This is a genomic window from Escherichia whittamii, assembly GCF_014836715.1.
GTDB lineage: Bacteria > Pseudomonadota > Gammaproteobacteria > Enterobacterales > Enterobacteriaceae > Escherichia > Escherichia whittamii.
Window position 1 is genome coordinate 57,655 of record NZ_JACSQI010000005.1, and the last position, 13,276, is coordinate 70,930.

Annotated in this window: 11 protein-coding genes; 3 read left to right on the forward strand and 8 right to left on the reverse strand. The window is 49.0% G+C overall.

Annotation, left to right across the window (positions count from 1 at the left end):
* Positions 1 to 10: 10 nt before the first annotated feature.
* The 3 genes from galS to folE all read right to left on the reverse strand — a co-directional run bounded on the left by galS (position 11) and on the right by folE (position 3,017).
* Positions 11 to 1,033 (reverse strand): HTH-type transcriptional regulator GalS, encoded by a 1,023-nt coding sequence (gene galS, locus H9644_RS09870; RefSeq protein ID WP_064526837.1) that lies wholly within the window; start codon positions 1,031 to 1,033, stop codon positions 11 to 13.
* Positions 1,034 to 1,174: 141 nt separating this feature from the next.
* Positions 1,175 to 2,332, reverse strand: a complete 1,158-nt coding sequence (yeiB, locus tag H9644_RS09875) for a DUF418 domain-containing protein YeiB (RefSeq protein WP_191774377.1) — start codon at positions 2,330 to 2,332, stop codon at positions 1,175 to 1,177.
* Positions 2,333 to 2,348: 16 nt separating this feature from the next.
* Positions 2,349 to 3,017, reverse strand: a complete 669-nt coding sequence (gene folE, locus H9644_RS09880; protein WP_001139613.1) for a GTP cyclohydrolase I FolE — start codon at positions 3,015 to 3,017, stop codon at positions 2,349 to 2,351.
* A 257-nt stretch (positions 3,018 to 3,274) separates the two neighbouring features.
* Between folE and yeiG the strand changes: the two genes are divergently transcribed.
* Positions 3,275 to 4,111: an S-formylglutathione hydrolase gene (gene yeiG, locus H9644_RS09885; RefSeq protein WP_191774379.1), complete on the forward strand. Its 837-nt coding sequence runs from the start codon at positions 3,275 to 3,277 to the stop codon at positions 4,109 to 4,111.
* Here yeiG and H9644_RS09890 read toward each other — a convergent pair whose 3' ends face one another.
* Positions 4,112 to 4,501 (reverse strand): helix-turn-helix domain-containing protein, encoded by a 390-nt coding sequence (locus tag H9644_RS09890; protein WP_191774558.1) that lies wholly within the window; start codon positions 4,499 to 4,501, stop codon positions 4,112 to 4,114.
* Position 4,502: 1 nt separating this feature from the next.
* Complete coding sequence (locus H9644_RS09895) at positions 4,503 to 5,855, reverse strand: L-serine ammonia-lyase (RefSeq protein WP_191774381.1); 1,353 nt, start codon at positions 5,853 to 5,855, stop codon at positions 4,503 to 4,505.
* A 210-nt stretch (positions 5,856 to 6,065) separates the two neighbouring features.
* On the opposite strand from H9644_RS09895, the gene serB reads away from it, so the two are divergent.
* Together serB and H9644_RS09905 are read left to right on the forward strand one after the other, a co-directional pair.
* Complete coding sequence (gene serB, locus H9644_RS09900; RefSeq protein ID WP_191774383.1) at positions 6,066 to 6,953, forward strand: phosphoserine phosphatase SerB; 888 nt, start codon at positions 6,066 to 6,068, stop codon at positions 6,951 to 6,953.
* A 32-nt stretch (positions 6,954 to 6,985) separates the two neighbouring features.
* On the forward strand, positions 6,986 to 8,308 hold the full coding sequence (locus H9644_RS09905; RefSeq protein ID WP_191774385.1) for an MFS transporter: 1,323 nt from the start codon (positions 6,986 to 6,988) through the stop codon (positions 8,306 to 8,308).
* Positions 8,309 to 8,368: 60 nt separating this feature from the next.
* Here H9644_RS09905 and cirA read toward each other — a convergent pair whose 3' ends face one another.
* The 3 genes from cirA to yieE form a co-directional block, all read right to left on the reverse strand.
* Positions 8,369 to 10,360, reverse strand: a complete 1,992-nt coding sequence (gene cirA, locus H9644_RS09910; protein WP_191774396.1) for a catecholate siderophore receptor CirA — start codon at positions 10,358 to 10,360, stop codon at positions 8,369 to 8,371.
* 284 nt (positions 10,361 to 10,644) lie between these two features.
* The gene (gene lysP, locus H9644_RS09915; protein ID WP_191774398.1) at positions 10,645 to 12,114 is read right to left on the reverse strand and encodes a lysine-specific permease; all 1,470 of its coding nucleotides are present in this window, start codon (positions 12,112 to 12,114) and stop codon (positions 10,645 to 10,647) included.
* A 204-nt stretch (positions 12,115 to 12,318) separates the two neighbouring features.
* Positions 12,319 to 13,200 carry a DNA-binding transcriptional regulator YeiE gene (gene yieE / locus H9644_RS09920; protein ID WP_000548294.1) on the reverse strand — a complete coding sequence of 294 codons (882 nt, stop codon included), beginning with the start codon at positions 13,198 to 13,200 and terminating at the stop codon, positions 12,319 to 12,321.
* Positions 13,201 to 13,276: the final 76 nt, after the last annotated feature.

Consider the following 13,276-nt stretch of genomic DNA (forward strand, 5'->3'; position numbering starts at 1 on the left):
TCTGATTTGCTCAGTTAGTGATCGCCGCCGCATTCTGGCGTATTGCGACAGAATGGCGACGCACTAACGTCGGCATAAAACAGTGGCTGGCACGCGGATCAATGTTGCCTGCTGCCCCCTGCAAGGCCAGTTCAGTGGCTAATTTTGCCATCGAAGCAATGGGGTAACGCACGGTCGTTAATTGCGGGTCGGTGTAACGAGCAATGGGGATATCATCGAAACCGATGATTGAGAGATGTAACGGAATAGCAATGCCATTATCTTTTAATGCGGTCAGAGCGCCAGCAGCCATATTGTCGTTATAGGCAAATACAGCAGTAAGTTGTAGATTGCGTCCGAGTAGTTCAACCATCGCCGCCTCGCCGCCTGGCATATCCGGTGTACCTGTGCCAATCCAGCTTTCCGACGGAACAATATCCTGATCTTTCAGCGCGCTCATCCAGCCAGCTTTACGCATTGCGTCATCTTCAATGCTGTGGCTGGAAGAGAGATAGCCGATACGTTGATGGCCGTTATTCAGCAACATGCGCGTCGCCATTCTGGCGCCGCTGATATTATCCAGACAAACACAGCGATGGGCATAGCCTGGCACAACCCGATTGATGAGCACCATACCGGGAATGTTGTCCATAAATTGCGCCAGCTCGTCGTCACTTAACGCTTTTGAATGAACGATCAACGCGTTACAACGCTGGCGGATTAGCACTTCAATGGCGTGACGCTCTTTTTCCGCTTCATGATAGCTATTGCCAATCAACACATATTTCTGATGTTGCTGGGCAACGAGATCGACGGCTTTAACCAATGCGCCAAAAAATGCATCTGAAACATCCATTACTACCACGCCGATGGTATCGCTCACCTGAGTTGCCAGCGCCTGTGCATTGGCATTTGGCCGATAATCCAACTCACTCACCGCTTTCATAACTGCTTCACGCGTGTCGGCACTTACCAGCGTGCTGTTATTGAGCACCCGGGAAACCGTTGCCACAGAGACGCCAGCCTGACGCGCTACATCACGAATGGTGATCATATTCACTACCTGTTATGAGATTGCAGTAGATTACTGCTTGCTGGCGGCTATTTTGTCAGCACTGAATACAGGACTTCGTGAATCGAGTCACAGCAATGGAAACGGTTACAGTCATTTTGTTAATGAATGTGATCCAGATCGTTATCTGGATGTTTTAGATAATGCGGGTCCGGCAGCACGCAAGGTTAACTGACGCCAGAGCCATTCCACCGGCCCCTGACGGAAGTAACGCAGCCAGATAACAGAGAAAAGCAGGTTCGCCAGCCATACCGGAGCCACAAACGCCAGCAACTCCAGACGGTCAAACTGCATAAACAAATCGAGGTGGTAAAACAGCGTGGTACAAATCAGCGTTTGCAATAGATAATTGGTTAGCGCCATCCTTCCGACGCAGGCGATTGCCACCACCAGCCTGAAGCGGCTTAATTGCGGCCAAAAGCCATAAAACAGCGACGCATAGCCAATTGCCTGAAACGGCGCGCTAAGTTCACGCGGCATTTGCAGTAAGAAGGCACACCAGCGATACGCCCAGTCCAGCCGCCATTGCAGTGCGATGGCAGGAAGATTAATCAGCACACCAATTGCCACCAGCACAAAACCGGTACGCCGATAGTGTTGCAAGCTATACTGCCCTTTCAGCCAGCCGCTGCGCATCAGCGCCGCGCCAATTAACATCATCCCCGCCAGCTGCCAGCCGTACTGCGCGCCCAGCGCCAGCAAACTGTTGCCTACACCATCGGCGCGGTTACTGATCGCTTCAACACCGCCGTGAAGTTTCCAGTATTTTTCATACAAAATGGCCGACGCATCTGGCGTCCAGGCACGACTGGTCTGGCTGTCAGAAATCAACCCCAGCAACAGCAAAACGCCAATCCCCACCAGATACAGCATGACGCCTGTATTAAATAAACTTTTTACCGATGGCGCATCGCGCACCAGTCGCCAACTGATTAAGCCCACCAGCCCATAAGCCAGCAGAATATCGCCGTCCCAGAACAATAAACCGTGAATAAAGCCCAGCAAGACTAACAGTGTTAACCGCGACTGGATCCAGCGTCTGCCGCGCGGCAACAACATTTGCAGGCCCGCGCCAAACAGCAGCGCAAAAAGCGTGAGGAATTTTACCTGACCGATGAGATCCAAAAACGCCCAGGTCCAGGCGTCGGACGGAGTAATCGTGCCATACCAGGCGGGATTGAGATAAGCCGCCTTTGGTAAACCAAAGGCGCTGATGTTTAATAGCAGGATCCCCAGAATGGCGACGCCGCGAACAAAATCGAGCGTGACGTTGCGCTCCATGGTTCCTGCCTTTTAATCAGTTGTGATGACGCACAGCACGCAGAAACTCGTGGCGCGTATTCTGACTGGATTTGAACAAACCACCGAGGGAAGTCGTTGTCGTAGCGCTGGTTGCATCGCGGATGCCACGCGCTTTCACGCAGTAATGCACTGCGTCGATGGAGACAGCCACGTTATTGGTACCCAGCAGCGTTTGTAGCGCAATGAGGATTTGTTGGGTCAGACGTTCCTGCACCTGCGGGCGCTGGGCAAAGAACTGCACGATGCGATTAATTTTCGACAGGCCAATCACCGAATCTTTCGGGATATAGGCTACCGTCGCTTTACCATCAATAGTGACAAAATGGTGCTCGCAGGTGCTGGTCAGAGTGATATCGCGCACGGTGACCATTTCATCGACCTTCATTTTATTCTCAATGAGGGTGATTTTCGGGAAGTTGGCGTAATCCAGACCGGAGAAAATTTCATCGACATACATTTTGGCGATGCGATGCGGCGTTTCCATCAAACTGTCATCGGCCAGGTCGAGATTCAATAGCTGCATGATTTCGGTCATATGACCGGCGATAAGGCTTTTGCGCGTTTCGTTATCCATTTCATGCACGGGCGGGCGTAGCGGTGTTTCCAGTCCTCGCGCAACCAACGCTTCATGAACCAGGGCCGCTTCTTTACTGAGTGATGGCATTTATGTTTTCTCCTGCAGGTGTGACGCCTCCGCCCTACGTGGGGGCAAAGTTATTAAGCTGATTAGCAGCCTGATTATTGTGCGTGAGGTGACGCACATAATCCAGTATTCACAGCGATAATTATTGTAATTGCCGCTGCCTTTCAGCCGTAAATGTTAAAACATCGTTATGCATATGCGGAAGTGAAAGTTACTCACAACGCATTGAATAAACGGTATGATGAAAAAATTGCAAACAACATAACAAGGAGCCTCGCATGGAAATGCTCGAAGAGCATCGCTGTTTTGAAGGCTGGCAGCAACGCTGGCGGCACGACTCCAGTGCCTTAAATTGCCCGATGACGTTCAGCATCTTTCTCCCACCGCCCTGCGACAATGCCCCTCCACCTGTGCTGTACTGGCTTTCAGGTTTAACCTGTAATGACGAGAACTTCACGACCAAAGCGGGTGCCCAGCGCGTAGCGGCAGAACTGGGGATTGTACTGGTGATGCCAGATACCAGCCCGCGCGGCGAACAGATTGCTAACGATGATGGCTACGATTTGGGCCAGGGTGCAGGGTTTTATCTTAACGCCACACAACCGCCGTGGTCGACGCATTACCGGATGTATGATTATCTGCGCGATGAATTACCGACGCTGATTCAATCGCAATTTAACGTCAGCGATCGCTGCGCTATTAGCGGCCATTCGATGGGTGGTCACGGCGCATTGATTATGGCACTGAAAAATCCTGGCAAATACACCAGTGTTTCCGCCTTTGCGCCGATTGTGAATCCGTGTTGTGTTCCCTGGGGAATCAAAGCATTTAGCGCCTACCTGGGCGAGGATAAAAATAGTTGGGTGGAATGGGATAGCTGTGCGCTGATGTACGCCAGCAATGCGCAAGATGCGATTCCGACGCTTATCGATCAGGGTGATAACGATCAGTTTCTTGCCGACCAGCTTCAACCTGCAGTACTGGCAGAAGCCGCACGCCAGAAAGCGTGGCCGATGACGTTACGCATTCAACCTGGTTATGATCACAGCTATTACTTCATTGCCTCTTTTATAGAGGATCATCTGCGCTTCCATGCGCAGTATTTACGGGAATAATCACCAGTAAAGGGTATTTTCCAGCGCCGCACTAAAATTACGGTCATCTGCGTGCGGGGCTGGAGACTTCTGGTTTAAATCCGTCAGTTGCTGGCGCACCTGTAGCCGCCCTGCCCCTTCGCCGCTGGAAGCATTTTCGTTGAAGTTACGCATTTCTGCTTCGAACAATATGGCATCGAGATTTTGCAATTTATTAAGTGCGCGCAGAAGAGAAATGAGGGTATCAAGATTTAAACTTCCCCCCTTTTCAATCCGCTTTATCGTCGCAATACCCACCAATGCGCGATCGGCTAACTGCTGCTGGGTCAATGATAATGAGATCCGCGTTTCTTTAATGCGTGCGCATAGCGATAAAATAATTTCGTTATTATTCATTGTGTTATATTTCATACTACGCATCCTTTTTTCTTGGCTGTAATTTGCTAAGGCAGCCATGATAAGTTTCCCGATATTTGGCGCTCATATCCTTTCCGGTTTCATACATCGCGGCGATAATCTCATCCAGGGTGATACTCGGCTCGCTGATGCGGTTCAGCGCCATCGTTGCCGCATTGATGGCTTTTACGGCTGAGATAGCATTTCGCTCAATACAAGGAATTTGTACCTGTCCACCGACAGGATCGCAGGTCAAACCTAAATGGTGCTCCATCGCAATTTCAGCCGCGCTGAGTACCTGAGCCACTGACCCGCCCATGAGTTCTGCTAACCCTGCTGCCGCCATCGAACTGGCAACGCCTATTTCGCCCTGACAACCAACTTCAGAGCCCAGAATAGATGCATTTTGTTTGAACAGAATGGCGATAGCGCCGGCGGTAAGAAAAAAGCGGGTAACGGCAGAAGTATCAAGCTCGTGAATAAATTTATCATACCAGCACAACACCGCGGGGATAATGCCACTCGCGCCGTTGGTGGGTGCGGTCACGACTCGTCCTCCGGCAGCATTTTCTTCGCTCACCGCAATGGCAAAAGTATTGACCCAATTCAGCGCCGTCAAGAAGTCATTGGTATATCCCTTCGCCTGCAATGATTTATACAAAGCGCAGGCGCGTCGGGGAACTTTATACGGTCCGGGAAGCAACCCTTCAGTATGCATACCACGATGAATCGCATCCTTCATTACTAACCACTTCGTATTGAAGTTCTCATGCAGAAAAGTAGCAGCATGGAATTGCAGTTCATTTTTCATCATTAATGCTGCAACAGATAACCCGTTTTGTTGGCAAAGCATTAACAATTCTTTTGCGTTCTGGAATTCATAAGGATATGACGCGGTAGAGGAGGAAATATTCGCCTCTCCGGCTTTTTGCACCTGACCGTCGCCGACAGAAAACCAGGTTTCTTCATAAAGTGTAAACCAGTCATCTTTGGCACGAAATGTCATCGCATAAGGATGTCCCGGGTGCGCCTGTGGACTAGAAAGAATGGCAATACCAACATCTATACCTGGCGAAATTTCCAGCATCGCCTCGCTTTCTGCACGCCTGATGGTGTCTATTTCCATGCGGATGTCCACACTATCGGGCAACTGTCCCTGTAATCCGAGATAAATCGCGACATCAACATTATGACACTTGCGGCTCAATGACAGCGCGCCATAAAGTTCAACATCAATTTTCCGCAACAGAGGCAACACTTCTCGCTGTTTCAATTGTGAAACAAAATTATAAGCCGCACGCATTGGTCCGACAGTGCGGGAACTGGATGGACCTAGAACTATTTTGAATATATCTACACAGCTTTCCATTTCTGCAAATGATTCCTTCAACTCGGAAAATTAGTCATTAGTTATATCGTAGTAAAGATATCAAAAACGATACCTTTAGCACCTTATTATTCCAGGGTATCAAAAAGAGCACTTTTTTATCTTTTATTTAACATTCACAATTGTGATTGTTGGATACATCTGCATATATAAAACCTTATTATAATCTTTGTGACTAAAAAGGAGCGGTAAATGACGATTATTTATTTCTTGTCGCCAACAGGCGTCGGCAACATCAAAAAATGCCTGCAAGATTATTTAAAAAATTTAAAAGTACCCCCTCAGTTTTTTTTGTTAACGATACATTACAGCGAGCAGATAAATAAAGATTATCTAAAGCTTACGTTACCTGATTATATTGCCAGTACTGCTTTTTATGTTGGTTTACGACTCTGCGCCGATGATCAACGGTTTGATTTTTTCCGCAAACCTGCGGTCTTACCCAACCAAGGGATTATTGCCTTTGATATGGATTCCACCTTTGTTGAAGAAGAAGGCGTCGATGAAATTGCTCGTACTATGGGGATATCTGAAAAAATCACAGCGTTAACTCGTGAGGCAATGGAGGGAAAAATCGATTTTGATACCAGTTTTACCCGTCGAATTGGCATGCTTAAAGGAACGCATAAAGATATTTTGCATCAGGTTTGTGAACAGATGACCTTGTCACCAGGTCTTGCGACTATTCTTCCCATTCTTAAAGAGAAAGGATTCAAGACAGCAATTATATCTGGAGGATTAGATATCTTTACTGAGCGATTAAAAGAAAAATACCACCTCGATTTTTCATTTTCTAATTCCGTTAGTATTCATGATGATGTATTAACTGACTCAATCGCCTTGCCCATTATGAATGCGGAAAAGAAAAAGCAAACGCTGATAAATCTGGCGGCAGAGTTAGCCATTTCCCGTGATGACATCATCGCCTGTGGTGATGGCGCTAATGATATTCCTATGCTTCTGCATGCCGGAAATGGCGTAGCCTGGAAAGCAAAACCTATAACCAGGGAAATAATTACTAACCAGATTAATTTTAATGGTTTCGAGTCGCTTCTCTTTCTTATTGAAGAAAAATTATAGCGTCATAAGGTTCGCAGAAAAGGTAACTCACGATGAACTTGAAAAACTTTATTTTTAGCCAGGCTGATCAACCCGTGGTCAAAGAAAAAAAAGACATTGATCACGACTATAAAAAAATTCGCGTTGAAATTATAACATCCGTATTTATCTCTTATGCCGTGTTTTACTTAACCCGCAAGAATTTCTCTGCGGCCATGCCGGCGATGTTAACGGATACTTCATTAACCGCACAAGATTTCGCCATCATGTCGTCTATCTTTTACATTCTTTATGGTTCCATGAAGTTTGTAGGTGGCATGTTAGTTGATAAAATCAACCCTCGAGCAATGACCGGCCCCGTACTTATTGGCGTGGGTATTGTTAACATCCTTTTTGGTTTTTCAGACAGCGTTACCGCGTTCTATATTTTGTATAGCCTTAATGCCATCCTTCAGGGAACCAGTTTTCCGCCGATGGCAAAAATCATGGCATCCTGGTTCTCAAAAAATGAACGCGGGCGCTGGTGGGCCGTCGTTGAAGCGGCGCATAATATTGGCGGTAGTCTTGCTCCCTTGATTACAAGCTTTGCCATTGCGTTTAGTGGTAGCTGGAAAATGGGCTTTTATGTTCCGGGTGTAATCTCGCTGATTATGGGAGTTGCCGCCCTGTTTACGATAAAAGATCGTCCCGGTACATTAGGATTGCCTAACGTGGGTAAATGGCGCGACGACCCGACAGAACTCGCTCAAGTTAAAGCAAGCCCGGTTAATCTCAGTTTTTGGCAAATTTTCGTTAAATATATTCTTACCAACCCATTAGTTTGGATCATTATCCTCGGGGATATGTCGGTCTATATTGCGCGCACTATCCTTAATGACTGGCCACAAATTTACTATTCTCAGGTGCATAACTGGAGCCTGATCAAAGCGAACTCGATTATATCCTGGTTTGAAGCAGGCGGACTGGCAGGAGGGTTATTGGCAGGGTACTTATCCGATTTTATGTTTAAAAGTAACCGCTGGATGACCGGATTAATCTTTGCCATCGCCTTATGTGTTTGCATCGTTCTCGTGCCGCTCGTGCAGGATGTCTCCTACACCTTAACTGCGATTCTGTTTACTATCATGGGATTTGCGCTGTATGGGCCGCATATGTTATTCGCTGTCGGTTGTCTGGATGTAACACATAAAGATGCAGCAGGTTCCATTACGGGATTCAGGGGGTTGTTTAGCTATGTAGGTGCCGCAATGGCAGGGGTTCCCGTTATTTTGGTGAAAAATAGCTGGGAATGGTCAGGCGTGTATATTTATGCGGTTATTGCCATTTTGCTTACAACATTTTCACTGGCCCTGCTGGCGAAATTCCACCGATTGTAAATTCAGAGCCAGATGTAAAAAACATTATGCCCGGCGATATCCGCGCCGGGCATCTCCTCATCAGAAGCGATAATCCACTGCCATAAAGTAACGACGTCCGTCTTCGTTATAGCTGTAGTCATCACGACTCAGATCTTTGTCGCCCAGGTTCAGCACGCCTGCGCGCAGTTTGACGTCTTTGGTCACCTGCCAGGCCGCGCCGGTATTCCAGATTGTATAGCCACCTGGCGTTTTAGCGGTATCGCTGTCGGCTCGTTTCTGACCGGTATAGTGACCAGAAACGTAGAACGACCAGTCTTCCAGTGCCAACGGTTTCCAGTCCAGCGTACCGTTAGCGGTATGGAATGGCAGATCGGATAGTGGTTTGTTTTCCCCGTTGCTGACATCGCGTCCATCGTTGTAGGTGTAGTTGAGTGACAACTTCCATTCGTCGTTGAACGGGATTTTCAACTCGGTTTCCACGCCCTGGATACGTGCTTTATTGACGTTGTAGTAGCTGAACACCGGTATACGTCGACCGTTTGCCCCCGTTTCAAAACCGACAAAGTTTTGGTAACCCGGCGCAGCATTGACGTCAGACGTACGGCTGATGCTAATACGATCTTTCACATCATTGCGGAAGACGGTTACGCTGGATTCAACGCCTTCCAGCCAACCTTCTTCGCCCATGTAGTAAAGCCCCAGCTCCCAGCTTTCGCTGGTTTCTGGTTTCAGATCCGGGCTACCAATTATCTTGCATGCGCCACGGCAGGAGTTGGTCGTCCAGTCGGGGCTAAGTTGTAATAGCGAAGGCGCTTTAAAGGCCGTTGCCCAGCCGCCTTTTACTGTTACGGTATCGGTGGCGTTATAGACCAGATAGGCACGTGGGCTCCAGTGTTCGCCGTAGGTTTCGTGATCGTCCATACGCACGCCGGTCGTCAGCGCCAGCGGCTCGAAGATCCGCCATTCATCTTCCACAAACAGCGCGTACTGGCTGGCAGATGTTTTAGTGCTGGTGCCGCCAGTCAGGTTTACCGCATCGCTAAGTTTGTCATGGCGCCATTCACCACCAACCGTGACAAACTGATTGATAGCCGTCAGCGGCAGCGTGTATTTGCCATCAACCGTGTTACTTTCGGAAGTAATCGGGCTACTGTTGCCTGGGTTTTTATTCTCGACTTTCTCACCGTAATATTTCAGTTCGCTGGTGCCGTAATCCCAGCGCCCATTATGACTTACGGAGTAGTTCTGGCGTTCGAGGCGGTTTTTGTCCAGCGAGTCAGAATCGCGATCCTGGCGGTCGAAACCGTAACCAGCGGTAAAATCGTGATTTTGATTCGGCGTCCAGGCAAATTCAACATTGCCGTCGCGGCTGGAGAATCCTTCAATACGTGGCGTTTCTCCGGTATCGGTGGTAGAGGAACTCTGCGGGTCATCCTTTTCACGTTTTGCCAGGCTGCCGTAAGCTTTCATCCCCAGCACGCCATCAATCAGCGGTCCACTAGTGAAGAACTGGCCGTTGTAGGTGTCACCGCGATCGCGATGTTCCTGAATGGTGGTATCTACCGTTACGGTGCCTGACCATTTCTGGCCGATTTTTTTAGTGATGATGTTCACCACGCCGCCGAGCGCATCAGAACCATACAGTGAAGACATCGGGCCACGTACCACTTCGATACGTTCGATGGAATCGACCGGGATCCAGTTCAGGTCAAAGTCATTATGGCGGAAGACGGCATTGCGTGAGTTAACGCGTTTACCATCGACAAGAATCAGGGTGTAACTGCTATCCAGACCACGAATACTGACGCCCTTACGGTTGTCCCCTTCGTTCGTCAGTTGTACGCCCGGCACTTCTTTGAGGACATCTTTCAGATTCTGTACCGGTTTACGCTGCAGGTCTTCCTGGGTAATGACACTGATACTGGCGGGCGCATCTTTGAGGTTTTGTTCAACGGAAGATGCCGTGACAACCATCGTCTCGCCATCATCATCAACCGCTAACACAGGCCATGCACATGAAATTGCGGACAAACACAGCCCGACCCGTACGAAAGGGTTCAACCTAAACATTCCATATCTCCATGAGGTAACTACGAAAATAAAATGGGTTATCGCTCACATCTTCTTCATGTCCCCTTGCGTACGGCAGCATCGCGGTGGACTTTTTATAGGCAGGAGATCACGCCAGAAAACCTGAACAGCCTCTGATTTGTCAGCCTTTTTTGATTTCGTCGTAACGATAATGCAAACGATAACAATTATCAATCCAAATGTTAAATTTTATATCCGCATGAATATCAAGGAAAAGAAAAAGCCCTCTCGATTGAGAGGGCTTTATAAGGAAGGGGGAAAACTTATTTCTTATCGTTCTGCGGGAACTTCATTTCGCTGTAGCGTACGAAGTGGGTTCCTTTAATCAGCTTATAACCAAACCAGATCATGAGGAACAGCGGGATGCCGATATAGGTTGCCGCTACGCCACCCCAGTCGATAGTGTCTTTCAGGAACGCTTCGTAGTTCTGGCCCAGAGTGATAATCAGGCACAGCACAAAAGCGAAGATCGGTCCCAGCGGGAAGAAGCCCGAACGGTACGGCAGATCGTTAATATCATGCCCCTGCAACACATAACCGCGACGGAAACGATAATGGCTGATCGCAATTCCCAGCCAGGCGATAAAGCCTGTCATACCGGAGGTGTTCAGCAGCCACAGGTATACCGTCTGGTTACCAAACATGGAGGTCAGGAAGCACAGACCGGCAATTACCGTGGTCGCATACAGTGCGTTACGCGGTACGCCGCCACGCGACAGTTTAGCAAAAATGCGCGGCGCTTTACCGTCACACGCCAGGGTGTACAGCATACGGGTAGACGCATACATACCGGAGTTACCCGCTGACAGAACTGCCGTCAGAATAACCGCGTTCATCACCGCCGCTGCAGAGAGCAGACCCGCGTGCTGGAACACCAGGGTGAACGGGCTGACGCTGATGTCTTTCACATCGTTACGCAGCAGGCTCGGATCGGTGTATGGAATGATCAGGCTGATTATCAGGATTGCGAACACATAGAACAGCAGGATTCGCCAGAACACCTGACGTACTGCGCGCGGAATGTTTTTCGCCGGATCTTCAGACTCGCCCGCAGCAATACCAATCAGTTCAGTTCCCTGGAAAGAGAAGCCAACAATCATTGCTACGCCGATCATCGCAGCAAAACCACCAGCAAAGGGTGCTTCGCCAATCGTCCAGTTGCTCCAGCCCGCAGGCTGCGCACCTTTGAAGATACCGATAATCATCATCACGCCGACAATGATAAAGACAATGACCGTTGTGACTTTAATCAGTGAGAACCAGTATTCCGCCTCACCAAAGCCACGAACTGAGATGTAGTTCAGCAGGAAGATAATGCCGAGGAACAACGCACTCCAGATCCAGCCTGGGGTGTCCGGGAACCACCAGCTCATGACCAGCTGCGCAGCAACCAGGTCAACGGCAATAGTTACCGCCCAGTTGTACCAGTAGTTCCAGCCCAGCGCGAAGCCAAAGCCTTCTTCAACATAGTTCTGACCGTAAGTGGCAAAAGAACCGGAAACTGGCATATATGCCGCCAGTTCACCGAGACTGGTCATCAGGAAGTAAACCATCAGGCCAATCAACATATACGAGAGCAATGCCCCGCCCGGACCTGCCTGAGAAATCGTTGCGCCAGAGGCAACGAAAAGACCCGTACCGATGGAACCGCCAATGGCAATCATCGTCAGGTGGCGCGCCTTTAATTCACGGCGTAAGCCCGGCGCTTCTGTAGTTTTAGTTTCGGAACCCATACAAAAATGCTATCCATCTTAAAAATGAGGCGCGATTGTAGCAGACGATTGGCAATCCTTCCGGCAGAAATACACGGTTATAAGACACCTTCATGATCGCCCAGGGATTATAAGTAAAGCAGCCAATCTCTTTTCTGGCGAATGCATGCTGAGGGCGCTGCGTCACGAAATCGACACAGCACCAGCATGTTCTTGTACAGCGAATTAACGCGGTACATTCGCGGGATCGCAATAGTCCAGAAAGCGCCGTAGCGCGTTGGAAAGGTGTTTTTGCCGATGATGTATACGCCACAACGTACGCATCAGGCGCGGCAGAGGGACCGCAACTTCACTTAATGTGCCTGCCTGCAATTGATCTTCAATCACCCGTCGCGACAGGCAACTAATTCCCAACCCATGACGCACCGCATGTTTGATTGCCTCGGAGTTACCTAATTCCATCGCCATCTCAAACTTCGGTAAATGTGACAGCAACAGATAATCGACAATCTCCCGCGTGCCGGAACCGCGTTCACGCAGGATCCACGGCGCAGCGGCCAGCTGTTCTAAGGTGACCGGACCACGAGCCAACGGCGAAGTCGGCGCGGCGAAAACCACCAGCTCGTCTTCCAGCCACGGTTCAGAAATGATTTCAGTGCTGTGGCACGGTCCTTCAATAAAGCCAATATCAACGCGGAAATCCAGCACCGCTTGCATCACGTCCTGGCTATTCCCAACGCTAAGTTCAATCGGCAACTGCGGATAATCATGGCGATAACGGGCGATAACTGCAGGCAGAATGTAGTTACCGATGGTACTACTGGCATAGATACGAATCGCGCCGTTGTCTTCGCGAAACAGTTGTTCGATTTCAACCGCCTGTTCAAGCAGTGCCAACGCACGCGGATAGAGCAGCCGCCCGTGTTCATTAACAACCAGTCTTTTCCCCACGCGATCAAACAGTTGAACGCCAAGCTGCCCTTCCAGGTCGGTCAAGGCTGCGCTCACTGCTGATTGCGACAACGCCAGCATCACCGACGCCTGGGTGGTTGATCCACTTTTCAATACTTCTGCAAAAACTTCCAACTGCCGGAGGGTGATGTGCATAGTCGCTTACCACTTATAAAGATTAATTATAAATATATAATCAATTTTATTTTTAAACCAGTTAGTCGTAACCTTA